The 26,923-nt window shown below is 71.8% G+C and carries 25 protein-coding genes; 7 read left to right on the top strand and 18 right to left on the bottom strand.

What is annotated here, in order from left to right; translation table 11 throughout:
* Window positions 1–28 precede the first annotated feature (28 nt).
* The 8 genes from ACZ56U_RS07165 to ACZ56U_RS07200 all read right to left on the bottom strand — a co-directional run bounded on the left by ACZ56U_RS07165 (window position 29) and on the right by ACZ56U_RS07200 (window position 8,212).
* Window positions 29–1,531: an MFS transporter gene (locus ACZ56U_RS07165; protein WP_469083036.1), complete on the bottom strand. Its 1,503-nt coding sequence runs from the start codon at window positions 1,529–1,531 to the stop codon at window positions 29–31.
* Between the two features lie 57 nt (window positions 1,532–1,588).
* Complete coding sequence (fbaA, locus tag ACZ56U_RS07170) at window positions 1,589–2,611, bottom strand: class II fructose-bisphosphate aldolase (protein ID WP_469083037.1); 1,023 nt, start codon at window positions 2,609–2,611, stop codon at window positions 1,589–1,591.
* A gap of 130 nt (window positions 2,612–2,741) precedes the next feature.
* A complete protein-coding gene (gene pyrE / locus ACZ56U_RS07175) occupies window positions 2,742–3,293 on the bottom strand; it encodes an orotate phosphoribosyltransferase (protein WP_469083038.1) in 552 nt (183 codons plus the stop codon).
* A gap of 10 nt (window positions 3,294–3,303) precedes the next feature.
* Window positions 3,304–4,092 (bottom strand): aldose epimerase family protein, encoded by a 789-nt coding sequence (locus ACZ56U_RS07180; RefSeq protein ID WP_469083039.1) that lies wholly within the window; start codon window positions 4,090–4,092, stop codon window positions 3,304–3,306.
* Window positions 4,093–4,151: 59 nt separating this feature from the next.
* Window positions 4,152–4,964 carry an SRPBCC family protein gene (locus ACZ56U_RS07185; protein ID WP_469083040.1) on the bottom strand — a complete coding sequence of 271 codons (813 nt, stop codon included), beginning with the start codon at window positions 4,962–4,964 and terminating at the stop codon, window positions 4,152–4,154.
* 81 nt (window positions 4,965–5,045) lie between these two features.
* Window positions 5,046–6,683: a polyamine aminopropyltransferase gene (locus ACZ56U_RS07190; RefSeq protein ID WP_469083041.1), complete on the bottom strand. Its 1,638-nt coding sequence runs from the start codon at window positions 6,681–6,683 to the stop codon at window positions 5,046–5,048.
* A gap of 206 nt (window positions 6,684–6,889) precedes the next feature.
* Window positions 6,890–7,426, bottom strand: coding sequence for a DUF2617 family protein (locus ACZ56U_RS07195; protein WP_469083042.1), 537 nt, complete (start codon window positions 7,424–7,426; stop codon window positions 6,890–6,892).
* A 498-nt stretch (window positions 7,427–7,924) separates the two neighbouring features.
* Window positions 7,925–8,212, bottom strand: coding sequence for a hypothetical protein (locus ACZ56U_RS07200; RefSeq protein WP_469083043.1), 288 nt, complete (start codon window positions 8,210–8,212; stop codon window positions 7,925–7,927).
* A 212-nt stretch (window positions 8,213–8,424) separates the two neighbouring features.
* Here ACZ56U_RS07200 and ACZ56U_RS07205 point away from each other — a divergent pair, with 212 nt between their 5' ends.
* The 4 genes from ACZ56U_RS07205 to ACZ56U_RS07220 all read left to right on the top strand — a co-directional run bounded on the left by ACZ56U_RS07205 (window position 8,425) and on the right by ACZ56U_RS07220 (window position 14,790).
* Window positions 8,425–9,591 carry a pyridoxal phosphate-dependent aminotransferase gene (locus ACZ56U_RS07205; protein ID WP_469083044.1) on the top strand — a complete coding sequence of 389 codons (1,167 nt, stop codon included), beginning with the start codon at window positions 8,425–8,427 and terminating at the stop codon, window positions 9,589–9,591.
* A 342-nt stretch (window positions 9,592–9,933) separates the two neighbouring features.
* A complete protein-coding gene (locus tag ACZ56U_RS07210; RefSeq protein WP_469083045.1) occupies window positions 9,934–12,045 on the top strand; it encodes a molybdopterin oxidoreductase family protein in 2,112 nt (703 codons plus the stop codon).
* On the top strand, window positions 12,042–13,490 hold the full coding sequence (locus ACZ56U_RS07215; protein WP_469083046.1) for an FAD-dependent oxidoreductase: 1,449 nt from the start codon (window positions 12,042–12,044) through the stop codon (window positions 13,488–13,490). The genes ACZ56U_RS07210 and ACZ56U_RS07215 overlap by 4 nt, the downstream gene beginning before the upstream one ends.
* A 94-nt stretch (window positions 13,491–13,584) precedes the next feature.
* Entirely contained in the window at window positions 13,585–14,790 is a 1,206-nt protein-coding gene (locus tag ACZ56U_RS07220) for a hypothetical protein (protein ID WP_469083047.1), read from the top strand.
* Between the two features lie 7 nt (window positions 14,791–14,797).
* Here ACZ56U_RS07220 and ACZ56U_RS07225 read toward each other — a convergent pair whose 3' ends face one another.
* Window positions 14,798–15,328, bottom strand: coding sequence for a YbjN domain-containing protein (locus ACZ56U_RS07225; protein ID WP_469083048.1), 531 nt, complete (start codon window positions 15,326–15,328; stop codon window positions 14,798–14,800).
* 137 nt (window positions 15,329–15,465) lie between these two features.
* Window positions 15,466–18,063 (bottom strand): ATP-dependent chaperone ClpB, encoded by a 2,598-nt coding sequence (gene clpB, locus ACZ56U_RS07230; RefSeq protein ID WP_469083049.1) that lies wholly within the window; start codon window positions 18,061–18,063, stop codon window positions 15,466–15,468.
* A 118-nt stretch (window positions 18,064–18,181) separates the two neighbouring features.
* Here clpB and ACZ56U_RS07235 point away from each other — a divergent pair, with 118 nt between their 5' ends.
* Entirely contained in the window at window positions 18,182–18,604 is a 423-nt protein-coding gene (locus tag ACZ56U_RS07235) for a pyridoxamine 5'-phosphate oxidase family protein (protein WP_469083050.1), read from the top strand.
* Window positions 18,605–18,746: 142 nt separating this feature from the next.
* Here the strand turns inward: ACZ56U_RS07235 and ACZ56U_RS07240 are convergent, their stop codons facing one another.
* Together ACZ56U_RS07240 and ACZ56U_RS07245 are read right to left on the bottom strand one after the other, a co-directional pair.
* On the bottom strand, window positions 18,747–19,082 hold the full coding sequence (locus tag ACZ56U_RS07240) for a hypothetical protein (protein WP_353692756.1): 336 nt from the start codon (window positions 19,080–19,082) through the stop codon (window positions 18,747–18,749).
* The gene (locus ACZ56U_RS07245; RefSeq protein ID WP_469083051.1) at window positions 19,079–19,303 is read right to left on the bottom strand and encodes a hypothetical protein; all 225 of its coding nucleotides are present in this window, start codon (window positions 19,301–19,303) and stop codon (window positions 19,079–19,081) included. Before ACZ56U_RS07245 ends, ACZ56U_RS07240 begins: the two co-directional genes overlap by 4 nt.
* Window positions 19,304–19,484: 181 nt before the next feature.
* On the opposite strand from ACZ56U_RS07245, the gene ACZ56U_RS07250 reads away from it, so the two are divergent.
* A complete protein-coding gene (locus ACZ56U_RS07250) occupies window positions 19,485–20,438 on the top strand; it encodes a helix-turn-helix transcriptional regulator (protein ID WP_391233142.1) in 954 nt (317 codons plus the stop codon).
* Window positions 20,439–20,556: 118 nt separating this feature from the next.
* Here the strand turns inward: ACZ56U_RS07250 and ACZ56U_RS07255 are convergent, their stop codons facing one another.
* Entirely contained in the window at window positions 20,557–21,591 is a 1,035-nt protein-coding gene (locus ACZ56U_RS07255; protein ID WP_469083052.1) for a helix-turn-helix transcriptional regulator, read from the bottom strand.
* Between the two features lie 741 nt (window positions 21,592–22,332).
* Here ACZ56U_RS07255 and ACZ56U_RS07260 point away from each other — a divergent pair.
* Complete coding sequence (locus ACZ56U_RS07260; RefSeq protein ID WP_469083053.1) at window positions 22,333–22,938, top strand: LuxR C-terminal-related transcriptional regulator; 606 nt, start codon at window positions 22,333–22,335, stop codon at window positions 22,936–22,938.
* An 82-nt stretch (window positions 22,939–23,020) separates the two neighbouring features.
* Here the strand turns inward: ACZ56U_RS07260 and ACZ56U_RS07265 are convergent, their stop codons facing one another.
* From ACZ56U_RS07265 to ACZ56U_RS07285, 5 genes are all read right to left on the bottom strand, one after another.
* Complete coding sequence (locus ACZ56U_RS07265; RefSeq protein WP_469083054.1) at window positions 23,021–23,293, bottom strand: integrase core domain-containing protein; 273 nt, start codon at window positions 23,291–23,293, stop codon at window positions 23,021–23,023.
* Window positions 23,294–23,396: 103 nt separating this feature from the next.
* Window positions 23,397–23,543: a hypothetical protein gene (locus ACZ56U_RS07270; protein WP_469083055.1), complete on the bottom strand. Its 147-nt coding sequence runs from the start codon at window positions 23,541–23,543 to the stop codon at window positions 23,397–23,399.
* Between the two features lie 83 nt (window positions 23,544–23,626).
* Complete coding sequence (locus ACZ56U_RS07275) at window positions 23,627–25,756, bottom strand: permease (RefSeq protein WP_469083056.1); 2,130 nt, start codon at window positions 25,754–25,756, stop codon at window positions 23,627–23,629.
* A 20-nt stretch (window positions 25,757–25,776) separates the two neighbouring features.
* On the bottom strand, window positions 25,777–26,382 hold the full coding sequence (locus ACZ56U_RS07280; RefSeq protein ID WP_469083057.1) for an ABC transporter ATP-binding protein: 606 nt from the start codon (window positions 26,380–26,382) through the stop codon (window positions 25,777–25,779).
* A gap of 165 nt (window positions 26,383–26,547) precedes the next feature.
* Entirely contained in the window at window positions 26,548–26,901 is a 354-nt protein-coding gene (locus ACZ56U_RS07285) for a hypothetical protein (RefSeq protein WP_469083058.1), read from the bottom strand.
* Window positions 26,902–26,923 lie beyond the last annotated feature (22 nt).

Consider the following 26,923-nt stretch of genomic DNA (forward strand, 5'->3'; position numbering starts at 1 on the left):
GCGAACGGCCGCCGGGGGCGTACCCGGGCTACCCGAGCCGTTTCCGCGCCGGCCGCCCCTCCAGCGGCGGCGCCGTGACCGAACCGTGGTGCAGGCACTCGGGGCGGGTGCACCCCGGCGGCAGCGGCCGTACGGTCGCGAAGGCCACCCCCGCGCCCAGCACCAGCAGCCCCGCGCACACCGTCATCGCCGTACCGAACGCCTCGTCGAAGGCGCCCGGCGACCGGTACGCCTCCTCCCCCATCCCGGTGACCAGCGGCAGCGCCGCCACCGCGATCAGGCCCGCCGCCCGGGCCGCCGCGTTGTTGATCCCGCTGGCCAGCCCCGCCCGCGCCACGTCCACCGACGCCAGGACCGTCGCGGTCAGCGGTGCCACCAGGGCGACCATGCCGAGGCCGAGCACGAGCAGCGCGGGCAGCACGTCCACGACGTAATCGGCGTCCGGGCCGACCCGCAGCATCAGCAGCATCCCCGCCGCGCACAGCAGCGGCCCCACGGTCAGCGGGAGGCGCGGGCCGACGCGGTCGGCGAGGGCGCCGGAACGGGCGGAGAACAGCAGCATCAGCGCGGTCGTCGGCAGCAGGGCCGTACCGGCGCCGAGGGCCGAGTAACCGGAGACCACCTGGAGCTGGAGGGCGGCCAGGAAGAAGAACCCGCCGAAGGCCGCGTAGACGCAGAGCGTGACCAGGTTGACGGCCGTGAACTGCCGCGACGCGAAGATGTCCGGCGGCATCATCGGATCGGGCCGGCGCCTCTCCACGACCACGAAGGCGACCCCGCAGGCCACCCCCGCGAGAGCCGCGAGGACGACGGTGAGGGAGGCCGTGCGCGCCTCGATCAGGGCGTACGTGGTGAAGGCCAGCGCGAGCGCCCCGAGGGCGGCGCCGAGCACGTCGAACCGCGTGTGGGCGCGCCCTCCCCCACGCTCGGCTTCGCTCGGGCGGAAGGTGCCCCCACCCGACTCCGGCACATGCCGTACGGCGATCGGGGCGCACAGCAGCGCCACCGGCACGTTCAGCAGGAACACCCAGCGCCAGCCCGGACCGTCCACCAGCCAGCCGCCCAGGAACGGCCCGACCGCCGCGCCGATGCCGCCGAACCCGGACCACAGGCCCACCGCCCGCCCCCGGTCGTCGGGGTGGAAGGAGGCCTGGATGAGGGCGAGCGAGCCGGGGGTGAGGAGAGCGCCGCCGACGCCTTGTAGGGCGCGGGCGGCGACGAGGACACGGGCGTCGGGCGCGAGACCGCACAGCAGGGAGGCGGCGGCGAACCAGACCACCCCCACGACGAAGATCCGGCGCCGCCCGTAGCGGTCCCCGAGCGAACCCCCCAGCAGGATCAGCCCGGCCAGCGTCAGCATGTACGCGTTGACCGTCCACTGGAGGGCGGCGAGGTCGGCGTCCAGGTCGCGGCCGATACGGGGAAGCGCGACGTTGACGACGGTCGAGTCCAGCATCGCCATGCTGGAGCCGAGGACGGTGGTGAGCAGGATCCACTTGCCTTGCGGCGAGGCCAGCCGGACATCGGACATGCCCCAGATATACAACGAGCCCGGTGCTGTGGCACCGGGCTCGTGGTGATCTCGCGGCTACTTCAGCTTCGTGCCCGTGGAGCGCAGGTGGGCACAGGCCTCCGTGACGCGCGCGGCCATGCTCGCCTCGGCCAGCTTGCCCCAGGTGCGCGGGTCGTAGGTCTTCTTGGAGCCGACCTCGCCGTCGACCTTCAGGACGCCGTCGTAGTTGCGGAGCATGTGGTCCGCGACCGGGCGGGTGAAGGCGTACTGGGTGTCCGTGTCGATGTTCATCTTGACGACGCCGTTGTCCAACGCGGTCGCGATCTCCTCGGCCGTGGAGCCGGAGCCGCCGTGGAAGACGAAGTCGAACGGGGAGGCCTTGCCGTACTTGGCGGCGACGCCCTCGTTGAGCTCCTTGAGCAGCTCGGGCTTCAGCACGACGTTGCCCGGCTTGTACACCCCGTGCACGTTGCCGAAGGAGGCGGCGAGCAGGTAGCGGCCCTTCTCACCGAGACCGAGCGCCTCGACGGTGCGGATGGCGTCGTCGACCGTGGTGTACAGGGAGTCGTTGATCTCGTGCGAGACGCCGTCCTCCTCGCCACCGGTCGGGGTGATCTCGACCTCGAGGATGATCCGCGCGGCGCGGGCGCGCTCCAGCAGCTCCTGCGCGATCGACAGGTTGTCGGCCAGGGTCTCGGCCGAGCCGTCCCACATGTGCGACTGGAACAGCGGGTTCTCGCCCCGGGCGACCCGCTCCTCGGAGACGGCGAGCAGCGGCCGCACGTACCCGTCGAGCTTGTCCTTCGGGCAGTGGTCCGTGTGCAGCGCCACGGTGATGTCGTACTTCTTCGCGACGATGTGCGCGAACTCGGCCAGCGCCACCGCGCCGGTGACCATGTCCTTGTTGTGCTGACCGCCCAGGAACTCGGCGCCGCCGGTCGAGATCTGGATGATGCCGTCGCTCTCGGCCTCGGCGAAGCCGCGCAGCGCCGCGTGCAGGGTCTGCGTCGAGGTGACATTGATGGCCGGGTAGGCGAACTTGCCCGCCTTCGCCCGGTCGAGCATCTCGTTGTAGACCTCAGGAGTTGCGATGGGCATCTGACCGCTCCTTGATTGTGCGGGTTGGCTGGATCCTTACGGCCCTGACCTAGGGTGCGACGTCATCGTCGGCCCCATCCTTCCAGACTTGACCGGATGGTCCGGCCCTCCTGTCCAGCCTGTGGATAACTCAGTCGAGCCCCAGCTCATCCTTGGAGAAGGCGAAGCGGTAGGGAACCCCCGCGCCGGACTCGATCTTCTCGGCGGCGCCGGTCGCGCGGTCGACGATGGTGGCCACGGCGACGACCTCGGCGCCCGCCTCGCGGACGGCCTCGACGGCGGTCAGGGGGGAACCGCCGGTGGTGGAGGTGTCCTCGACGACGAGGACGCGACGGCCGGCGATGTCGGGACCCTCGACCCGGCGCTGGAGACCGTGCGCCTTGGCGGCCTTGCGGACGACGAAGGCGTCCAGGCTGCGGCCGCGCGCGGCGGCGGCGTGCAGCATCGCGGCGGCCACCGGGTCGGCGCCCATGGTGAGGCCGCCCACCGCGTCGAACTCCAGGTCGGCGGTCAGGTCCAGGAGCACCTGGCCGACCAGCGGGGCGGCCTCGCCGTCGAGGGTGATGCGTCGCAGGTCGACGTAGTAGTCGGCCTCCAGACCCGAGGAGAGGGTCACCTTGCCGTGCACCACGGCCTTGCTCTTGATCTGCCGCAGCAGGGTGCCGCGTACGTCGTCCGTCATGCCTGCCAGCTTAGAGGCGGCGCCAGCTCCAGGTCGTCGAGGCCTCCAGCGGCTCCAGCGGCGTGACCAGGCGGGGGTGGGTGTTGAGGCCGTTCGGCGGGCCCGTCTGCGGTTCCACGCAGACCGCCTCGGCCTGTTCGTCGTAGACGACGACCCACTCCTCGCGGCTGGTCACCCTCAGCTCCAGCTGCCCGGGCCACGTCAGCGTCACGTCGACGCCCTCGGGCATGCCGAAGCAGTCGTCCCAGGGGCCGGGCCCGGGGTCCAGACGCCTGCCGGTGGGCAGGTGGTCCGCGCCGCGCTCCTCCTGCCAGGCGGCGGAGAAGGCCAGCTGGACGTCCGCGCCGCCGAGGCTGCGGTGGAACCACGGGTGCCAGCCGATCTGGGCCGGGAAGGAGGAGTCGTACGTCTCGACGGACATGGTGAGGGTCAGCGCGTCCGGGCCGAGCGCGACCTGGTGGGTGACGCGGCCCGGGTAGGGCCACGGTTCGACCAGGTCGTACGTGATGACGGCCTCGTCCGCGGAGGTGCGCGCGGTCCGCCAGGCGCCGTCGCGCGCGGTGCCGTGGATGGCGTGCGGCGGGGAGTTCAGCGGCATCTGATGGACCGTCGCCCCGTCCCGGAACCGGCCGTCCCTGGTCCGGCCGCACCAGGGCACCATCGGGAAGCAGCCGAAACGGTCGCCCTGCCGCAGCAGTTCGGTGCCGCCGACGCGCAGCCCGCCGATCCGGCCGCCGTTGCCCGGCAGCACGGTCACCTCCGCGTCGCCCGCGGTCAGCGTGATGGGTTCGCTACTCACGGGACGACCCTACTGGGGCGATCAAGGGGGTACTTCAGGCCACCCGTCACCACCGGCCCTCAGCGCCGTCTGCGCAGTACCCGGCCGGCGACGATCGCCGAGGCGACGACGAACGCCGCGGCGGGGGCGGCCCAGCGGAGCGCGGAGTGCGGGGCGACGGTCTGCGGGGCGGGCACGGGCGCGTAGCGGCCACGCGGCGGGGCGTGGTCGACCTCCTCCGCGCTCCGCCCGATCATCGTCCGCCGCGCGTGCGCGGCTTCGGCGGGGAGGTCGGGGGTGGGAGTGAAACCGGCGGGGGCGGGAGCCTCCGGAGCGGGGGTGTCGGCGGCGTCCGGAGCGGGCTCCTGGGCGGCGGCGGGGGGCGGCGGCTGGGTGCTCTGGGCCGTCGCGGGGCCGGCCGTGCCGGTGTCCTCAGTGGTCGTCGCGCGCGGGGTCTGCGTGTCCCGTCCGGGCTCGGCGTCCGCCAGGCGCTCCGCGAAACGGTTCAGCAGGCGGGTCACGGCCGAGGTGACGGCCTCGGGCGGGAGTTCCTGGACCCGGCCGTCCGCGGAGGCGGTGCCGGTGACGGTGAGCGTGGCGCCGCCGTCGGTCTCGCGCACGGCGAGCGTGAGGGCGAGTGTCACCGTGCCGGTGCCGCGCGCCTCGGTGGCGTCGGCCTCGACGGCGTAGGAACCGTCGTCCCGGGCGGTGAGGCGGGCCGTGCCGCGGTAGGTGATGGTGTGGCCGCCGAAGCGCACCTTCAGCCGCCCGGTGACGGGCTCGGCGCCAGCGTCCTGCTGGAGCCCGGGAACGGCCCGGGCAACCCGAAGGGGATCGGCCAGCGCCTCCCTCAGCCGCTCCGCCGGAACCGGAACGAACACCTCATGCTCCATGTCTGCGGAGCCTACCCAGTGGGCGCCGCGGTGCACCTTGGTTGGTCGAAAGTGACGGCGCGTCTGGCGGACCGGTGCGCGTCAGTACCGCGGATGCACCAGCGTCGACGGTCTCAGGTCCGCGACCCGGGTCCGCTGCGCCGCCCTGCCGTCCGCCCGCAACGCCGCCTCCGTCAGCGTCCGCAGCGCCGGCTCCCGGTCGGCGAGCCGCAGCACGGGACGCGGCCCGGCCGAGGCGAGCACGAAACCCCAGTCCTGGGGGGCCCGGCTCGCACCTGTCGTCCGGTCGGGCCCGGCGGCGAAACCGGCGTCGCGGCCGCGTACGCGGTAGGCCGCCGTCCGCAGTCCCGCCGCGCGGATCGTGGTGTCCACGGTCCAGAAGGCGCGGGCGCGGGTGGAGACCGGGCCGGCGTGCACGACCAGCCGGCCGCCGGGGGCCAGGGCGCGTCTGGCGAGGCCGTAGAACTCCTGCGAGTACAGCTTGGTGCTCGCGGTGATGCCCGGGTCGGGCAGGTCCGCGATCACCACGTCGTAGGCGTTCCTCGGCGCGTCCCGCAGCCAGCCGAAGGCGTCGCCCGTGGTGACGTGCACGCGCGCGTCGGCGTACGCGTGGCGGTTGAGGGCGGCGAGGGCCGGGTCCTCACGGGCGAGGCGCACCACCACGGCGTCGAGTTCGACGACGTCCACCCGGTGGACGTCCGGATGGCGCAGCACCTCGCGGGCGGCCAGGCCGTCGCCGCCGCCGAGGATCAGCACGCGCGCGTGCTCGCCGTACATCGCGGGGTGGACCAGTGCCTCGTGGTACCGGTGCTCGTCGTGGCCGCTGACCCGCAGGCGGCCGTCGAGGAAGAGGTCGAGGGGGCGGCCGCGGGTCCCGCCGGTGAGGACGACCTCCTGGACGCCGGTCTGGAGGGCGACCCGGACGTCGGGGCCGTACACCGCCTGGCGGGCCGCCCGTTCGAAGTCGTCGACCAGGACGGCGGCGGCGGCCAGGACGCCGAGCACGGTCAGGTTGGTGATCACCAGCAGCCAGCGGGTCCGGCGGGTCAGGTCGCGGCGGAAGAGGCCGAGGACCAGGGCGCCGCCGACGATCGCGTTCACGGTGCCGGTGATCAGGGCGCCGGTCAGCTGGCCCAGGAGGGGCAGCAGGAGGAAGGGGAAGGCGAGGCCGCCGACGAGGGCGCCGACATAGTCCGCCGCGAACAGGTCGGCCACCGCGCCGCCGGCGTCCTGGCGGCGGATGCGCTGGATCAGCTCCATCAGCAGCGGCACCTCGGCGCCGATGAGCAGGCCGATCGCCAGCGAGAACGCGACCAGCAGACAACGCGAGCCGTTGGCCCAGACGCCTCCCCAGTCTCCGGTCCAGGCGAACACGGCGTACAGGGCCATCGCGCTGCAGCCGCCGACGAGGGCGAGCGCGGCCTCGATCGCGCCGAAGGCGGCGGCCGCGTGCCAGCGCAGCCGCTTGGCGAAGAGCGAGCCGATGCCCATCGCGAAGACCATGACGGACAGCACGACGGAGGCCTGGGTGACCGAGTCGCCGATCAGGTACGAGGCGAGGGCGACCAGTTCGAGTTCGTACACCAGTCCGCACGCGGCGCAGACGAATACGCCCGCGAGCACCAGGAACCTGCCGATCCCGGGCCGTACGGGAAGCCGCGCGGGCCCGGCCCAGGGCGGCGTGGTGCCGGGTGGGGCGGGCGCGTGGTGTTCGATCACCTTGCGACGGTACGTCACGCACGGTGCACGCTTCGTCACCCACACGTGTGGAAATGAGAGCCAGGAGGACGCTGAGGGGTTTGGCGGGCGGGTGTTGCGCGCGGGGTTCGGAGGGGCGCGAGGTTCGGGCGTGCGCGGTTTTGGGCGCGCGGGGTGTGGGGTGGGAGCCCACAACCCGTTCAGGACGTGCGCGTCGGACGTCCCGGTCAGACGCCCGACGTGCTGAGCCGGCTCGCCGGGACCCGTACCCCCACCCGGGTCCTGGTCGTCACCAGCTGTCCGTCCTGGGGGTAGGCGTGCCAGGTGCGCCACAGCACCTGGTCCTCGTGGCGCTGGGCGAGCAGCGCGGTGAAGGCGTGCGGGCTGCCCGGGAAGACGCCGGCCAGGCCGTGCGGGTGGTCGGAGACGAGGGCCAGCAACTCCTGGGCACGGCCCGCGAACTGATCCGGTGACAGGACCTCCACCCGGGCCGCGAACTCGTACTCCCAGTCGCCGATCCGCTTGGCGACGCCCAGCGGCAGCGGGGTGCTGCTGCCGGCGATGCATGCCACCGTCTCCGAACAGGTGCCCCGCTCCTCCTCCAGGAGGACCTGGTGGGACGCCCCGAGAAGTCTCAGCTCCAGTCTCGCCCCGTCGAGGACGAGGTCGAGCGTGGCCAGTGCGGGAAGCGGCTCGCGCCCCAAAGCCCAGGCGAGGTCGGCCGCGCGCGTGTCGGTGTACGAGGTGTTAAGGGTCGTGAGCATGGATCGGCTCCGCAAGCACGCAAAGAAAGGAGAGGGAGGTGTTCCGGCGCACCCGGGTGACACGGGCGGGGATTCGGCCCGGTCGACCCGGTCGGAAAGGTCAGCAGGAGTGGCTCTGGGGCGTCCGAAGGACCGCCGAGTCAGGTGATTTAGAGAGAATCATGAACTGTGGCGCCGACACAGCGTTTTTACCCAAGTTCGTGGGGTTTCCATCCCTCAGAGGGCCCCTCAGTTCAACTGTTCAACCACGGCGCACGCCATGCCCGCCAGGGCGTGCGCCGGAGCACCGGGACGCGCGCGGCACAGCGGGAGCCGGGCCCCACCCCCGTGCGGGCCCGGCTCCCGTGTTCCGGATGCGGGAAGCTCAGCTGCCCCGTGTCAGCTGCCTGCACCGCATCCGCCCCCGCCTCCCCCTCCGCGGGACGACGACCCCCCGCCGTCGCCCCCGCTGCCCCGTCACCCCGTTACCGCCGTCCCCCATCCCCCGCTGTCCGCGGCTCAGCTGCCGCCTCCGCAGCCACCACCACCGCCGCAACCGCCTCCGCCACCGCTGCTCCCGCCCCCGCAGGACGAGCTGCTCCCGCAGGAGGAGCTGGAGGAGCCGCACGAGGAGCCGCTGGAGCCGCTGTCGGCCCACCAGCTGCCGCCGCCGGCGGCGCTGCTGCTGCCGCCGCCGCGCGAAACCCGGCGGGCGCGAGTGCCGTGGGAGTTGTTGCTGGTGACCGCCGCGATGATGCACACCACGAACACGATGCCGACGAACGCCAGGATGATGCCGATGACCATGGCGTCACCCTCCTTCCGTTTCCCCGAGACGACCCCCCGTGGGCGCCTCGCGTTGTGCGTGCCGGGGAGATGCCCTCCTGCGTCGACGGCCAAAGCAGAGTTGAGCAACTCCAGAGCTTGGGCGCAGGATGGCCGGCACGGCCTCTCCTTCACCGGCGGGAAGACGGTGTGGGTGCCGACGGCCGCGACACGCGCGAGGAGTGGGCGAGGACATGGGCGACAGGGCGCTGCTGAACAGCAGGCTGGACGGATTCGGCACGACGATCTTCGCGGAGATGTCGGCACTGGCGGTGCGCACCGGGGCCATCAACCTCGGCCAGGGCTTCCCCGACACCGACGGCCCCGAGGCCGTGCGGGAGGCGGCGGTGCGGGCGCTGCGCGACGGGCGGGGCAACCAGTACCCGCCGGGGCCCGGCGTCCCCGAACTGCGCACCGCGGTCACCGACCACCAGCGCCGCTTCTACGGCCTGACCTTCGACCCCGACACCGAGGTCCTGGTCACCGCGGGCGCCACCGAGGCCATCGCCGCCGCGATGCTCGCGCTGCTGGAGCCGGGGGACGAGGTCATCGCCTTCGAGCCGTACTACGACTCCTACGCGGCCTGCATCAGCCTCGCCGGCGCCCGGCGCGTCCCGCTGACGCTGCGCGCGCCCGACTTCCGCCCGGACCTCGACGCGCTGCGGGCCGCGGTGACCGACCGCACGCGTCTGCTGCTGCTCAACTCGCCGCACAACCCGACCGGGATGGTGCTCACGCGCGAGGAGCTGACCGCCATCGCCGAACTGGCGGTGGAGCGCGACCTGATCGTGGTGACGGACGAGGTGTACGAGCATCTGACGTACGACGACGCCGAGCACGTCCCGCTCATCTCGCTGCCGGGGATGCGCGACCGTACGGTCTCCATCTCCTCCGCGGGCAAGACCTTCTCCTTCACCGGCTGGAAGGTCGGCTGGATCACCGCCTCCGCGCCGCTGGTGGCGGCCGTCCGCACGGCGAAGCAGTTCCTGACGTATGTGTCGTCCGGGCCGTTCCAGTACGCGATCGCGGAGGCGCTGCGGCTGCCGGACAGCTACTTCACCGGCTTCCGTGAGCAGTTGCGCGCCAAGCGGGACATCCTCTCCGAGGGGCTCGCGGCGGCGGGCTTCGAGGTGTTCCGCCCGCAGGGCACGTACTTCATCACCACCGACATCGCCCCCCTCGGCGAGCAGGACGCCCTCGCCTACTGCCGCGGCCTGCCGGAACGCTCCGGCGTGGTCGCCGTCCCCAACTCCGTCTTCTACGACGACAAGCAGGCCGGCCGCAGCCAGGTCCGCTTCGCCTTCTGCAAGCAGGACGACATCCTGCGCGAGGCCTCAGCCCGCCTGCAACGCCGGGCGTAGGGCCCACCCCGACCGGCCGGGCGCCGCCGCACGGCCGCCCCGACCGCCCTTGGGATGCCCCGCCGTCCCGAGCCGTTCGGCCCGGCCCGGCCCGGTCGCCCACTCTCGCCACCCTCGCCACCTCGCCGCCGTCCGGCCCGCGGGGTCCCTCGGCGTGCCCGCACCCCCGGTCGCGTCGGCGGCCCGCTCGCCCAAGGCGCGAGAGCTTCTCCAGCGGCTCACAGGCGGGACCGGAGCCGGGGCCGCCACCGTGGGAGGAGGCACCGGCCTCGCAGGAGCCGGGCCGGGTCGTCCGAGGGGCCGACCACGAGCGCTGGGGGAACCACATGAAGCGGACCGGGGATGAGTGAGCGCGAACCGGTGACCGGCCCCGGCGAGCGGGGCACCGCCACCCACTGCCCGTACTGCGCGCTCCAGTGCGCCATGTGGCTGCGCACCGACGACACCGGCCGCCCCACCGTCACCCCCCGCGACTTCCCCACCAACCAGGGCGGCCTGTGCCGCAAGGGCTGGACCGCGGCGGAGCTGCTCGCACCCGGGCGCCGGCTCACCACGCCGCTCGTCCGGCGCGAACCGGGCGGTGAACTGGAGGAGGCCGGCTGGGACGAGGCGCTCGCGCGCGTGGTCGCCGGGGTGCGGGAGATCCAGCGGGGCAGCGGCCGGGACGCCGTCGCGGTGTTCGGCGGCGGGGGGCTGACCAACGAGAAGGCGTACCTGCTCGGCAAGTTCGCGCGCGTCACGCTGGGCACGGCGAACATCGACTACAACGGCCGGTTCTGCATGTCCTCGGCCGCCGCGGCCGGGCTGCGCGCCTTCGGCCTCGACCGGGGCCTGCCGTTCCCGCTCTCCGACGTGGGCCGGGCCGACGCGCTGCTCCTGGTCGGCGCCAACCCCGCCGAGACCATGCCGCCCTTCGTCCGCCACCTGGACGCCGCGCGGGCCGCGGGCGGCGCCCTGGTGGTCGTGGACCCGCGGCGCACCGCCACCGCCGCCCGCGCGGATCTGCATCTGCGTCCCGCTCCGGGCACCGATCTCGCCCTGGCCAACGGCCTGCTGCACATCGCGGTGGCCGAGGGGCTCGTCGACGAGGCGTACGTCGCCGAGCGCACCGAGGGCTTCACCGCCGTACGGGAGGCCGTCGCCACCTACTGGCCCGAGCACGTCGAGCGGATCACCGGCGTCCCGGTCGCCGACCAGTACCGTGCCGTGCGGCTCCTCGCGGGTGCCGCGCGGGCCCTGGTGCTCACCGCCCGCGGCGCCGAGCAGCACCGCAACGGCACGGACACGGTCAGCGCGTTCGTCAACCTGGCGCTGGCGCTCGGCCTGCCCGGCCGGGAGGGGTCCGGGTACGGGTGCCTGACCGGGCAGGGCAACGGGCAGGGGGGCCGCGAGCACGGGCAGAAGGCGGACCAGCTCCCCGGCTACCGCCGGATCGACGACCCCCGGGCGCGTGCCCATGTGGCCGGGGTGTGGGGCGTGCCCGCCGACTCCCTGCCGGGTCCCGGCGTCAGCGCGTACGAGCTGCTCAGCTCCCTCGGCACCGCGGGCGGGCCGCGCGGCCTGCTGCTGTTCGGGAGCAACCCGGTCGTCTCGGCGCCCCACGCGGGCCTGGTGGAACGGCGGCTGCGCGGCCTGGACCTGCTGGTGGTCGCGGACCCCGTGCTCAGCGAGACCGCCGCGCTCGCCGACGTCGTGCTGCCCACGGCGCAGTGGGCGGAGGAAGACGGCACGATGACCAACCTGGAGGGCCGTGTCATCCGTCGGCGCCGCGCGGTCGCGCCGCCCGCGGGCGTCCGCACCGACCTGTGGATCATCAGCGAGCTGAGCCGTCGGCTCGGCCGCCCCACCGGCTTCTCCGACAGCGCGCCCGAGGTCTTCGCGGAGCTGGGGCGGGCCGCCGCCGGGGGCCCCGCGGACTATTCGGGGATCACCTACGACCGTATCGACGCCGAGGGCGGGGTCTTCTGGCCCAGCCCCGAGGGCGCCGCACCGAACGGGGGCACCCCCCGGCTGTTCCTGGACGCCTTCGCCCACCCCGACGGCAGGGCCCGCTTCGTCGCCGTGCACCACACGCCGCCGGCGGAGGAGCCGGACGAGCGCTACCCCCTGCACCTGACCACCGGGCGGATCATGCAGCACTACCAGAGCGGTGCGCAGACCCGCCGCGTCCCGGAGCTGGCCGCCGCCGTCCGCGGCCCGCAGGTGGAGATCCACCCCGATCTCGCCGCCCGGCACGGCATCACCGCCGGGGACCGGGTGCGGCTGGTGAGCCGGCGGGGCAGCACCGAGGCGGCCGCCAGGCTCACCTCGGCGGTGCCCCCGGACACCCTGTTCATGCCGTTCCACTGGGGCGGGCGGCAGCGGGTGAACTCGGTGGTGGGCGACGCGCTCGACCCGGTGTCGCGGATGCCGGAGTTCAAGGTCAGCGCGGTACGACTGGAGCGTGTGGGATGACGCCGACGCACATAGTGATCATCGGCAACGGCATGGCGGGCCACCGGGTCGCGGAGGAGACCCACCGGCGCGCCGCGGACCTGCGGATCACGGTCGTCGGCGGTGAGCCGCGGCACGCCTACAACCGGGTCCTGCTCACCAACCTGCTGGCCGGGCGGGCCACCGAGGAGTCCATCGGGCTGCCCGCCCTGCCATCCGGCGTCCGGGTGCTCGCCGGCAGGGCGGCGGTCGCCCTGGACCGGCCCCGGCGGACGGTGACCCTCGACGGCGGGGACGTCCTGACGTACGACCGGCTGGTGCTGGCCACCGGCAGCGCGCCGTTCGTGCCGCCGCTGAAGCGGATCGTGCGCGACGACGGCGCACTCGTGCCCGGTGTGGTGCCCTTCCGCACCCTCGACGACTGCCGGCGGATCATGCGGCTCGCCGTGCCGGGGGCCCGCGCGCTCGTCCTGGGCGGCGGGCTGCTCGGCGTGGAGGCCGCGCGGGGACTGGCCCAGCGCGGACTGGACGTCACCGTGCTGCACGCCGCCCCGCACCTGATGGAACGCCAGCTCGACGGGCCCGCCGCACGGGTCCTGGCCGGAACCCTGGGGGGACTGGGCATCGACGTGCTCACCGGGATCGACGTGGTCGGCGGGCAGCGCGGTGCGCGGTTCACCGGGGTCGAGCTCGCCGACGGCCGGACCGTCCCCGGGGACCTGCTGGTCGTGGCGTGCGGCACCCGGCCCGACATCGCCCTCGCCCGGTCCGCGGGGCTCGCCACGAGCCGTGGGGTGCTGGTCGACGCGTGGATGCGCACCGACGACCCGGCCGTGTACGCCGTCGGTGACTGCGCCGAGCACGCCGGCACCGTCTCCGGGCTGGTCTCCTCGGCCTGGGACCAGGCGAGGACCGCGGCCGCGGCACTGACCGGCGACCCCGAGGGCCGCCCCTACCGGCCCGCCCCGCCGGTGGCCCGGCTCAAGGCGGCGGGCATCGACCTCGCGGCGTTGGGCGACCCGGACAGCGGGGACGAGCCGGACCCGGGGCGCGAGGTCGTGACGTACACCGACAGCCGGCGGGGCGTCTACCAGCGGATCGTGCTGCGGGACGACCGGGTCACCGGCGCGGTGCTGCTCGGCGACACCGCGACGGCCGGGATCGTCACCCGGCTCTTCGACCGCCGGGAGACGGCGCCCCGCGACCGCAGGCTGCTGCTCTTCCCCGAGCTCGCCGACACCACGGGCGCCCCGGCGGGCGGTCCGGCGGCGCTCCCGGACGACGCGGTGGTCTGCCAGTGCAACGGGGTCACCAAGGGCGCGCTGCTGCGCTGCCGGGCCGACGGGGCGCCCGACCTGGCCGCCGTCGCCCGCCGGACCAGGGCGACCACGGGGTGCGGCGGCTGCGCCTCGGACGTGGAGGAACTGCTGCGCCCGTCGGCCGTGACGGACCCGGCGGGTCCCTGAGCGGAGTCACGTCGCCACGCCGGGCGCCGGGAACCCGTACCCGCACGGCTGTCGAATGCTCGCGTTTATCCCGTTCACCCTGCAATGTGCGGGTGTGACTCACGCCCGTACCCTCGACGCCTCCCTCGCGCCGTCCTCCGTCACACCGCCCGGTCCCACCGGACGGACCGCCCCGCGCGTCTCCCGCGCGGCGACGCTCGGTACGGCGCTCGGCCTGTTCGTGCTCGCCCGCCTCACCGGCGCCGCCGTGCTCGCCGCGACCGCCCGGGCCACCGGGCAGCGGCCCCTCACCCTGCTCGCCCGGTCCTGGGACTCCCGGTGGTACCTGGGCATCGCCGAGCACGGCTACGGCCGCACCCTGCACCTGCGCCCCGACCTCGTCTTCAGCGACCTCGCGTTCTTCCCGCTCTACCCGACGCTGATCCGCGCGGTGACGACGCTGACCGCGCTCGGCGGCGGCGCGGCGGGCCTGCTGATCGCCTGGGCCGCCGCCGTCGTGGCCGCCGCCGGCCTCTACGCCGTGGGGCTGCGCCTGCACGGCCGGGCGGTGGCCGCCGCCCTCGTCCTGCTCTGGGGCCTGCTGCCGCACTCGGTGGTGCTGTCGATGGCGTACACCGAACCGGTGCTGACCGCGTTCGCCGCCTGGTCGCTGTACGCCGTGCTCACCGGCCGCTGGCTGTGGGCGGGGGCGCTGGCCACGCTGGCGGGGCTGGCTCGGCCGAACGGGTTCGCGGTCGCCGCGGCGGTCCTGGTGACGGCGGCGTACGAGATCGTCCGGCGGCGCGGAAAAGTTACCCACAGGCTGTGGACGGGCGCCGCGCTCGCCCCGCTCGGCTGGTGCGCGTACGTCCTGTGGGTCGGCCACCGCAAGGGCGACCCGCTCGGCGGCTACTTCGAGGTGCAGCGCCTGTGGGGCTCACGCTTCGACTTCGGCCGGGGCTCCCTGCGCTTCGTGCGCCACCTGCTCCTGCGGGACGACCGCATGCTCCACCCGATGGCCCTGCTGATCGTCGCGGCCGCGGTCGTCCTGTACGCCCTGCTGCTCCTCGACCGTCCCCCGCTGCCCCTGCTGGTCTACAGCGGCGTCCTGCTCCTGATCACCCTCGGCGGCTCGGGCTTCTTCGAGTCCAAGCCCCGCTTCCTGCTTCCGGCGTTCCCGCTGCTGCTGCCGCTCGCGCGGGCGCTGGCGCGCACGGCGAGAGCCCGGCCCTGGCACGCGGCCGTGGTGGCCGGCGCCCTGGCCGGGCTCTCGTTCGGCTACGGCGCGTATCTGGTCGTACTGGCCGACACGCCCCTGTAGCCGGGGACTACTCCTCGTCGCCCTCGGGCTGCTCCGAGTCGTTGACCTCCTGCTCGAGGCCGAGCTGCTCGACGAGCCACTTGTCGAACTCGATGGCGGCACGCACCCAGCTCACGGTCGAGGAGACGAAGTGCTCCAGGCTGACGCCGGTGCCGATGAGCATCTGCGCCTCACCGATCAGCCGGACAGTGCCGTCGTCGTGGGTGTGCGTGTAGACCTTGGGCCACAGGGTGCGCCGGTTCCAGTCGTCGATGGACTCCAGCAGCAGCGGCTTCTCGTCGATCTTGTGGGGCCGGTCGTAGAACGTCCGCACCGAGAAGACCTGCTGGTCACCCTCGCCACGGAACATGAAATACGTACGGAACTGCTCCCACGGCGCCGCGAGGTCGCCCTCTTCGTCGACGACATACTTCAGCTCCATCTGATCCAGGAGCTGCTTCACGAGGTCCTGATCCGGGACGACGGGGCCCGCCGGCCCTTGGGGCTGCGGCTCGGGCTGGCCCCCGAAGTTCGGAATCGAGGACGGGTCGATGGTCACCGTGATTTTCCCTTCGTACGGATTCCGCCATCCTCCCCCATACGGGGAGGGGGGTGGCAACCCCGACGGCGCCTGTCAGCCGTCAGCTGACAGGAACCGGTCGGTGGGGCGCGAAAAGGCCCCTGCCGCTCACCGGGTCAGAGCGTCTTGCCCGTGGCGGGGCCCACGATCAGCCCGTCGCCGAAGGTGTCCACGCGGACCGTGTCGCCGTCCTTGACCTCGCCGGAGAGGATCTCCTTGGCGAGCCGGTCGCCGATGGCGCTCTGGACGAGGCGGCGCAGCGGGCGGGCGCCGTAGGCCGGGTCGTTGCCCTCGCGGGCGAGCCAGTCCAGGGCCTCGTCGGTGACCACCAGGGTCAGGCGGCGTTCCGCGAGGCGCTTGGCCAGCCGGTCGATCTGGAGCCGGGCGATCCGGCCCAGCTCGTCCTTCGACAGGGCCGAGAAGACGACCAGGTCGTCCAGGCGGTTGAGGAACTCCGGCTTGAAAGCGGTGCGGACCACCTCCAGGACCTGTTCCTTCTTCTCCTGCTCGCTGGTGATCGGGTCGACCAGGAACTGGCTGCCGAGGTTCGAGGTGAGCACCAGGATCGTGTTGCGGAAGTCGACCGTGCGGCCCTGACCGTCCGTAAGGCGTCCGTCGTCCAGCACCTGGAGCAGCACGTCGAAGACCTCGGGGTGTGCCTTCTCCACCTCGTCCAGCAGGACCACGGAGTACGGGCGCCGGCGCACCGCCTCCGTGAGCTGGCCGCCCTCCTCGTAGCCGATGTAGCCGGGAGGCGCGCCGACCAGCCGGGCCACGCTGTGCTTCTCGCCGTACTCCGACATGTCGATGCGGACCATGGCCCGCTCGTCGTCGAAGAGGAAGTCGGCGAGGGCCTTGGCGAGTTCGGTCTTGCCGACGCCCGTCGGGCCCAGGAAGAGGAAGGAGCCGGTCGGGCGGTCCGGGTCGGCGATACCGGCCCGGGTGCGGCGTACGGCGTCGGAGACGGCCTGCACGGCCTCCGTCTGGCCGATGAGCCGACGCCCCAACTCCTCCTCCATGCGCAGGAGTTTCTGGGTCTCGCCCTCCAGGAGGCGCCCGGCGGGGATGCCGGTCCAGGCGGCGACGACGTCGGCGATGTCGTCCGGGCCGACCTCCTCCTTGACCATGGTGTCCTTGGAGACCTCCTCCTCGGCCTGGGAGGCTTCGGCCAAGTCCCGCTCCAGGGTGGGGATCTCGCCGTACAGCAGCTTGCTGGCGGTGTCGAAGTCGCCGTCGCGCTGGGCGCGTTCGGCCTGGCCGCGCAACTCGTCGAGCTTCTCCTTGAGTTCACCGACCCGGTTGAGGGACTGCTTCTCCTTCTCCCAGCGGGCGGTCAGGCCGCGCAGCTCCTCCTCCTTGTCGGCGAGGTCGCGGCGCAGCCGTTCCAGGCGCTCGCGGGAGGCCGGGTCGGTCTCCTTGACCAGGGCGAGCTCCTCCATCTTCAGCCGGTCGACGGCGCGCTGGAGCTCGTCGATCTCCAGGGGCGAGGAGTCGATCTCCATGCGCAGCCGGGAGGCGGACTCGTCGACGAGGTCGATGGCCTTGTCGGGGAGGAAGCGGGAGGTGATGTACCGGTCGGAGAGGGTGGCGGCGGCCACGAGCGCGGCGTCGGCGATCTGGACCTTGTGGTGGGCCTCGTAGCGGCCCTTGAGTCCGCGCAGGATCGCGATGGTGTCCTCGACGGTGGGCTCGGCCACCAGCACCTGCTGGAAACGCCGCTCCAGCGCCGGGTCCTTCTCGATCCGCTCCCGGTACTCGTCCAGGGTGGTCGCGCCGACCATGCGCAGCTCACCGCGGGCGAGCATGGGCTTGAGCATGTTCCCGGCGTCCATGGCCGAGTCGCCGCCCGCTCCGGCGCCCACGACGGTGTGCAGCTCGTCGATGAAGGTGATGATCTGCCCGTCGGAGTCCTTGATCTCGGCGAGGACGGTCTTCAGCCGCTCCTCGAACTCGCCGCGGTACTTGGCCCCGGCGACCATGGCGCCCAGGTCGAGGGCGACGAGCCGCTTGTTCTTGAGGGACTCGGGCACGTCCCCCTTCACGATCCGCTGGGCGAGCCCCTCGACGACGGCGGTCTTGCCGACGCCGGGCTCGCCGATGAGGACGGGGTTGTTCTTGGTCCGCCGGGACAGCACCTGCACGACCCGCCGGATCTCCTGGTCGCGCCCGATGACGGGGTCGAGCTTGCCCTCGCGTGCGGCGGCGGTGAAATCCGTACCGAACTTCTCCAGGGCCTTGTACTGCCCCTCCGGATCGGGTGTGGTCACCCGGCGTCCTCCCCTGGCCTTGCGGAACGCCTCCTGCAACGTCCTGGCGTTCGCTCCTTGCGAGGAGAGTACGTCCGCGGCCTGGCCGCCCTTTGCGGCGATGCCGATGAGCAGGTGCTCGGTGGAAAGGTACTCGTCGCCGAGGTCCTTGGCGCGGGCGCCCGCGTCCGCGACGACGGCGAGCAGGTCACGGCTGGGCTGCGGGGGCGCGACGGTGGAGCCGGCCACGCTGGGCAGCGTGCCGAGCACCTTCTCGGCGCCCGCGCGCACGGCGGCCTGGTCGGCCTCGACGGCGGCCAGCAGGTCGACGATGTTCTCGTTGTCCTGGCCCTGGAGCAGAGCCAGCAGCAGGTGAGCGGGGGTGAGGTCGGCGTGCCCCGCGGCGGCGGCGCGCTTCTCGGCCGCGTTGATCGCGTCCCGGCTCCGGTTGGTCAGCTCGGCGTCCACGTGTCCGTACTCCTCCTCGGTGTCGGCTCCCTTGGCCTGACTCAGTCAACGTACACAAAGTTGAGTCTATTCCACTCAAGGTGTGAACGGGAGGCATTCAGGGACTACCTTCCGGGCCATGACGACGCGTACCCAGGACCTCGCGGCCCTCCCGGAGCCGTACCTCAGCTTCTGGCGGGAACGGCACCTGTGCACCCTGACGACCCTGCGCCCGGACGGCAGCCCGCACGTCGTGCCGGTCGGGGTGACCTACGACGCCGAGGCCCGGCTCGCCCGGGTGATCACCAGCGGATCGAGCCGCAAGGCGCTGAACGTGCTGGCGGCCGGGGCCGACGGGGCACGGGTGGCCGTGTGCCAGACGGCGGGCCGGTACTGGGCCACGCTGGAGGGGCGGGCCCGCGTCCGCACCGAGCCGGAGCGGGTCGCGGAGGCGGAGCGGCGGTACGCGGAGCGCTACGAACGCGTGCCGCGGCCGAATCCCGCGCGGGTGGTGATCGAGATCGAGGTGACCCGGGCCCTGGGGCACACGGACAACGCGTGAGCGATCTCTTTCGGCCAGAGGCCGATAGGGCGGATACCCGGAAATGTCGCCGAAAACTGCAGCGGGGTCACCGTGTTCAGGTCACGGTGACGCCGCTGCGGGGGGAAGTACCTGCGCGATCTGTTACGACGGGGGAATCGCGTCAGGCACTGCGGGGGGTGGCTGGGATGGCCCGATGGGTGGGGGATTCAGGTTCCACCAGCCGGTGGTCTCGTTGGTCCAGATTCACAAAGATCATTCCGTACCGGATGGCACACCGCACAGGCTGCGGCGCCCCCCGAGGCCGCCGCAGACACCGGTACGCCCGTACGTCCTCGTCCTCGTCCCGCGTGACGACGACCGGCTCTCCGAAGACGGTCACCATCAGCGAGTCACCGGCGTGGGGGATCGCGGTGACCAGGTCGATGAAGTGCCAGCCGGAGCGGTAGGCCGTGGCCATCTCGCGACGGAAGGACCGGTCGTCGGGAGGCGTGGTCATGACTCGACGGCCCAGGTGCTGTCGTCCGTGCCCCAGGTGCTGTCGGCCGGCTTGTCGGCCGCGACGATCCGCCACGTGCTGTCGCCGAGGCCGGCGGCCGTCACCGTCGTCCCGCGCCAGGTGCTGTCCTGCGCGCTGTCGCCCTGTGTCCCCGCGAAACCGCTCAGCACTCCGACGGCCACGACGGTGGAGAAGGCGGCGGCAAGCACCGAGCGAAGCATTCTCTTATACATAGTCGGCTTCGTCCTCATTTGAAGGTCACCTCTCCCCCGCTGAGTAAGACGATGGCCCATTCGGGCACGTCATGGCCACACAATCGATGCATCATGTTCCTGCACGTTCAGGACCCTGGGGGGTGGAGATTTGGCAGCAAACGAGACTAAACGGGCACATCCTCATGCGTTGACTGAGCTGTGCGAGGAGGGCCGCCGTCTTTATGAGAACGCTCTCCGCACGGGACGGATCGCCCGTGCGGACGTGGCGCCCGCCCCGTGCCTGATGGAGTTCGCCCTTCTGCACCCCGACCCCGACGACGCCAACTGGCTGCGTCCCGTTCCGCCCTCCATCGCCCTGGCCCAGCGTCTCAACCCGATCGAACACGAGATCACGCAGCGCAGGCGGCAGTCCATCGAACTCGCCGACGCTTTCGAGCCGTTCATGGCGCTGAGCGCCCAGGCGACCGCGACCACGCACTCGATCACCGTGCTCGAGGGCATCGAGCGGATCAACGCGGCGCTCGATCTGGCCACCGCCCAGTGCCAGACCGAGATGCTCACGATCCAGCCGATGCGCCGCCGGCTGGAGCACACCCTCTCCCAGGGGCTCGAGCGCGACCGGCCCCTGGTCGAACGCGGCTGCCGCATCCGGACCCTGTACCAGCACCCGGCGCGCTACAGCCCGGAGACGCTCGCCTACGTGGCCCAGTTCACCGACGGCAAGGTGGAGTACCGCACCATCGACGAACTGGTCGAACGGCTGATCATCTGCGACGAGACGGTGGCGTTCATCCCCACTCGCGACGACGGGGAGGTCGCCCTCGAACTCCGCCACCCGGGGCTCGTCCGCTACCTGATCAAGGTCTTCGAGTTCATCTGGTCCCGAGCGGTTCCGCTGAGCGCGGGCGCCCCCTACGAGACCGCCCCCGACGGCATCACCGAGATCCAGCACTCCATCGCCAAGCTGCTCGTCGAGGGCCATGTCGACGAGGCGATCGCCCGCCGCCTGGGCATGAACGTGCGCACCTGCCGGGCCCACATCGCCAAGCTCGCCACCGCCCTGGGCAGCGGGAGCCGGGCGCAACTGGGCTACCTCATAGCGGAATCCGGCCTCCTGAAGCAGGAGGGGGCACTGGAGTGATCCGGCCTCCACACCAGGGAGACGGTGTGGAGGAACCGTGCGCCGCGGGGCCTGGATCTCCACCGGATCGCCCCGAACAGGCCGCCCCCGCCGGACCGCGCCCGTCGGTTCGGCCGTCTCATCGGACGGTCGGGGAACCCTGCTCGGGGATCGCGACGCCGGCGATCTCCGCGGAGCGCGACGGGCCGTCGAGGCCGACCTGGGCGATCCGCACGCCCAGTTGGGTACGGCTGGCCGCGCCGAGGGTCTCCGACAGACGGGCGATGTGCGCGCGGCAGGTGCGCACGCTGATGCCGAGTCGCTCGGCGATGACCGCGTCCTGGTGGCCCTCCGCCAGCAGCGCGGCGATGGACTGCTCCCGGTGGGAGATGCCCTCGATGCCGGTGTCGGGCAGCGGGGCGGTCAGCGGGATGGCCAGGCGCCACAGCCGCTCGAAGACCGTCGCGAGAAAGCCGACCAGGGCCGGGTGGCGCAGCTCCAGGGCGAGGGTGCGGTCCGGGCTGGCCGGGATGAAGGCGACCGTGCGGTCGAAGAGGATCAGCCGGTCGATGACCTCGTCGAGGGTCCTGGCCTCCACCGCCTGGCCCATCAGCTCCAGGTAGTTCAGCAGGCCCTGGCCGTGCCGTGCCACGTGGGTGTACAGGTCCCGCATCCGCACCCCGCGGCCGCGCAGCGCCAGCGCCCGGTGCAGGCCCTCCGTCAGCTCGTGCTCGGGCCGGATGCCGCCCGGCTGGACGGTCAGGACCTCCGTCGTGCACGCCTCCGTCGCCGCGTCCATCGCGGCCTGGATCCGGGAGAGGCCGTCGAGCACGCGGATCGAGGAGCCCTCGGCGGCCGAGGACCGCTCCGGCGCGAGCCCCGCGTACCACTCGAAGGCGGCCACCGCCGAGCCCATCCGCCGTTGACTGGCGCTCACTTCCTCGTGGACCCCGCGCAGCAGCCGTGTCATCACCTCCTGCGGGGAGGTCGGCACGAGCCAGTCCATGTCGTCGGGGTCCGGGTGCAGCAGCGCCAGCTCCAGCAGACAGGGCACTGGTTCGGCGTCCTCGCGGGGCACGCGTCCACGCCGTACGGCCCGGGAATACACGCGATCCCCGGCCTCGCACAGTCGGTCAGCACCGTGTGGGTGCTCGTCCGTCCCGTGCCCGGCCATTGCCCAGCCCACCCCCGCATCCAGCCTCTCGTGCCCGGCATGCGCGCGCTTGTGGCACGGACACACCCCTACGGCTCCGCAACTATGCGCGGCCCGGACCTGCTCCGCAACACGGCTCCCCCTCCTGTGACCGAGGGAAACCAGGGGTATGCCCCCATTTCTCCACGGCGTCCCGCGTCGGGATGCAACAAGTTACTGACGACCACGCCCTACCCGACGACGCCGTCGATTCGCGAAGTCCGGTTCCCTCCTCCCGCTCCGAACCGGCCGAGCCTTGCTCACGGACCAGATACGCGCAGTCCTCGAGCGCGGCGCGAGTCACGTCAACTCCCGCGCTTCAGAGGCGACATGACCCATTTTCGCACTATTCAAGCCACTATTAACCCCCTCCGCATCAGGTGGACGCAACATCATGAGGCTCCCTTCAGATATGCAGACCAGGCATGCTCGACCGAACAGCGTCGTCAAACCAGGCGCTCAAAGCGCGACAGAACCAACACGGTGACACTCCAGGGGGGAGCGGCGTCTCGTGATGCTCTTGAAGGCATACCCAGAAATGCATCCGGCAGCTTCACCAGCCCGGCATCCAGCATTTCGAGCGACCTGCCCCGTGCGCTCTCGTCCAGACCCGGGTGAAAGAACTCGTCCATAACAACTCGACGCATCGTGAACGGGATCACGAGACACCAGTGGGAAATTGGCCTTGGACTTTACAAATTGAAGCGAGTGATGGGGGAGAGTATGACCAGGCTCATACTCGCATCCGATGACAACGGGGTGCGCACACAACTGCATGACAAGCTGGCCCGCGCCGACGGCATCGCCGACATCGAATCTATCCCCCTGCACGATGTGGTCGAAGTCGCTCGCATCCGAAGACCGGATGTCGTACTCCTCCATGTGCCGAACGGGCGTTGGCACATGACCGCTCGGGATCGCGAACTGACTGAGCTGACTGCGCTTGGGCCGGTGGGGGTCCTGATTCCGGATGGTGTGTCACCACCGAAGCACGACGTTCCAGGAGTTCTTCCCCTGAGTCTGCCAGGCGGCGAACTCGCGGCAGCAGTGAGGTTGCTGGCCTCCGGGGCATCCGTGATCATGGCCGTCGGTGACGTCTCGCGCGTCAGCGAGATCCGCGCGGTCAAACAGCCCGAACTGTCCCCTCGCGAACGGGAGGTCATGAGCCTCCTTGCCCAAGGGCTCACTAATCAGGAGATCGCGAACACGCTCTATATCAGCCAGACCACCGTCAAGGCCCATGTGAGCACCATCCTGCGGAAGTTGGGCGTGGTGAACCGGACCCAGGCCGTATCTGTCTTCCGCCAGCCCGTTCACTCATCCGAGTGAGGTCTTGTCGGCAGCCCGAGTTTGAACCGCCCCGGGGTCGGTATAGATCTCATTTGGTGGCTTTGATCTGGGGTTTCGTGGCTTATCGGTTGTAGTTGGCTTCTATTCGGCGGTCGGGATGTTCCCCTATCTCGCCGTGGAGTCGGCAGTGGTTGTACCAGTCGACCCACTCGGCGATGGCGAGCTCGACGTGCGAGAGCGCTTCCAAGGCCGCCGGCTTCATGACTTCGGTCTTGAACAGGCCGATCGTCGACTCCATGAGCGCGTTGTCGTACGCGTCGCCGACCGAGCCGATGGAGGTCGCGATCTGGGTCACATCGAGGTGCTCGGCCAGGCGGAACGACGTGTGCCGCAACCACGCGTCGGGGAGATGTATCAGCTCGCCCGGCGCCGACGGACGACCGTCACCATCGCACTCCCCAGCCCCATGGCCGACGCGTCCAGGACGAGTTGGTTCTCTACAGCGAGGCAGCCCAGCCAACGATGCGGCGGGAGAAGGTGTCCACGACGAACGCGACATAGACGACACCGGCCCAGGCTGCCATTCGTGGTCCCGGCAGGGCCCCGGAGTCGATCTGGTCCTGGCGGAAGGAGGGACGTGCCATGACTCCGGTCCCTCCACGGAATCGAGTCTCCATTTGAGCCGGGCCGGTTCAGAGCGCCGTCCGATCAGGAACGGGGCATCAGGTCAGTCCGCCGTGGGTACCCACTGGTCCGCTGCTCTGCCGGCCGCGCGGGCGGCGAGCAGGCCGACGACGATCGAGGTCACGGCGCAGACCGCGGCTCCAGCGCCCAGAAGGGTCCAGGACACGGTGGCTTCCTTGACCAGCGCGATGAAGAACACCGCGTGCCAGCCGGTTACCACCGCGGTGACGATCGTGGCGATGAGCAAGGGGACGGTCAGGTGCCAGGTGGTCACGGAGCGGAAAACCCGACGGTGGCCGGTGAGGACGGACAGGGGCGCGAGAACGTGCCGGACACGGACGAACTCGGCGGCCGAGCTCACCGTTCCGGCCAGGATGACGAAGAAGAGCCCTGTGGCGCCGAAGAGGCGGATCCAGTTCACCAGTCGTGCACGCTGAGTGGTTTCCCACACCCCGCCGAGTCCGTTCACCTGGACAGCGGGGGTGGGCAGCGTGTACGCGGCCTGTTTCACCGCGGAGAGGTGTCCCGGCTCCCGTGTGACGACCACGAGCGTCTGAGTGCCGCCGGGCTTCACGGTGACCTGAGGCACCGGGACGAAGGTGAGGTCGCTGCCGTACCACCGGCGAATCTCCTGGGCCTGGAGGTTGCCGTGCGCCGCGTTCCCCTGGCAGTCGATGTGCAGGACGCGCAGGTCGCGGCAGGTTCCCGCGACGCTGATCCGCAGGTCCTTCTGGTGACCCGGATCGTCCACGGTGTGGATCAGAAGTGCTGTTCCGGGAGGCAGCGCGGCGCGGAAGCGGTCCGTCTGCGCGGCGCTCATGGCCGGCACGGTCATTTCGGTCACGGTGTCCTTGACGCGCTCCTGAGTCGCGCGGGCGGCCTGGGTCTGCGCCCCGAGGCGGCTGGTCCAGATCTGCATCTGGGTGAGGATCCCGATACCGATCACCATGGCCAGTGCCATACGGACGACGACGCCGGGATGCGCATGTGTCCACCGGCCCCCGACCAACCGGCCCGGGTGGCCGGTGCGCTTGCCACCCTCCGCCAGCCGTGCACCCAGTCGGCGGGTGAGGACGGCCACGACGGAGGACAGGAACGCCCACATCACCACCGTTCCGCAGCAGTAGATGGCCAACTGCGTGCCCCGTGGGGCGTACTGACTTGTCACCACCAGCGCGGCGCCGATACCGCAAGCCACGAGCCGCCAACGCGGCACGCGGGAGGCGAAGGACGCCGGACGGGTGGACCTGCCGTCGGCGTGGACGCGGTGCGTACCCACCACGACAGCCAGCACTATCGTCAGCGCGCCCACGGCCGAAGCCGCCGCCGTAGGCCACTGCGCCCATAGATCGCGATGGTCGACCACGAAGCCGGTGGGTGGCAGCCGTAGGTTCCAGCGGGAGGCGATGGCATACGGCGCCAGCGCCAGGGTCGCACCCAGCGCGGCGGGTAGCACCGCCTCCCCGAGGTTGACCGCCGTCCGGTGCCACCACCTACCGCCCAGCGCCTGGAGCAGGCCGCTGCGCCGGTCACGGGTGCGCGAACCCACCCGCGCCGCCACCACGGTCAGGGCGAGCGCCGGCGCACCTGCCAGCGCCCACAGGACGAAGAGGGTCGAGGTCAGCGGCCACTGCTCGGTCATCTCGCCCGTCCCGCCGCCCCCGCCGCCGAAGGCGGCGACCGGCCACCACTGCGCGTGGTTCGAGGGCAGGGCGGCCACCCGGACGTAGGCGAGCCGTTCGGAGGGAGAGGCGAGGCCGGCGGGCTGCACGGTGCCGGCGAATTTCCCGTACCGCGTCAGGACGCCCTCCGCTTGCCCCGTACGCGCCAGTTCGGGGGAGAGCAGCACCCCGCCCGGCTCCGGCCACTTCGTCACGCCCGCCGGCACGGGCGCGTGCTCCGTCGTCAGGTGGACGAAGACGACGGACACGGGGTGCCCGCCCACGGTGTCCTTCCCCGGCCGATACAGCAGGGGAGCGTCCTTGCCCGCGGCGAACACCACCCCCCGGCCGTCCGACCGGTCCTCGCGCCCGTGGTACGTGGCCACCGTGCCGACTGTGGCGACCGCGACGAAGGCCACGGTGGCGGCGGCTACGAGCAACCCCCACCAGCGCAGCCGGTCACCCGGCGTGGCCCGGCCGGCGGCCAGGCCGATACGCAGGAGCGTGGCCACCGTGCGAAGCCTTCCCATGGTCACCGCACACCCGCCTGGGCCAGGACCCCGCCGCGCAGTTCGTGCCGCCGGTCCGCCCGCTCGGCCACCGCCGGATCATGGGTGACCAGCAGCAGCGCACAGCCTCGCTCCCGGGCGCTGGTGAACAGCAACTCCGCCACTTCGTCCTTGGCTTCCGGGTCCAGGGCACCGGTGGGCTCGTCGGCCAACAGGACTCTGGGGTCGGTTATCAGGGCGCGCGCGACGGCGGTGCGTTGGCGCTCACCGCCGGAGAGCAGCCCGGTGGGGGTGGAGCCGGACGGTACGCCCAGGTCCGCCAGCAGCTCGGCGGCTCGCCGATAGGCGTCCTGGGCGCCGCCCCCGTCGAGCAGGACGGGCAGAGCGACGTTCTCCACCGGGCTGAGTTCGGGAAGCAGTTCCCCGAACTGGAACACCATGCCCAGCGTCCGACGACGGGCCTGGGCGAGGCGCGCGGAGCCCAGTGCGGTCAGCTCCTGTCCCCCTGCGGTGATGGTTCCGGCTTGAGGCTTGACCAGACCAAGGAGACACATCAGCAGCGTGGACTTACCCGACCCGCTGGGCCCCGTCACCGCCACGGACTCCCCGGGCGCGACGGTGAGGTCCACGTGATCCAAGAGGCTGCGTTTCTCAATCCGGTAGCACAACCCGCGCACGTGGAGCCCGGACACATTGGCTTCTCCCACAAGGCACCTGTTTTCATATCTCAACGAACGGGACGCCGCACCCACCCGAGCAGGGCGGGTGCGGCGGTAGTGGCGCCGGTCTGCCGATCAGTAACCGGTCAGCACCCAGCCCGAGCAGACATCCGGGTCCCAGTCGCGGGACTCACAAGTCCTGATCTGGTAGATGGTCGAGCCATCCGCGGAGTAGACAGTAGTGTTGACTCCGCTGTGGTTCCACAGCGTCTTGTAGTTGTTCGGGTCGCTTCGCCGGTAGTACTGCGCCTTCACCGGGTCGCCGTCCTGCTGAGTGTCCTTGACCCCCACTACTCCGCTGTCGCCGCCGTTCGCCGGAGACCAAGCGGTGGCCCCTGCGGCAGACACGGTGACGGCAAAGGCCGTACCCGTGGGGACCGCGAGCGCCAAACCAAGCATGGTGGCGGCCACGATTCTGGTTCTCTTCATACGTATGTCTCCGTATCCTTCG

The sequence above is a fragment of the Streptomyces sp. NPDC034103 genome (genome assembly GCF_055575395.1).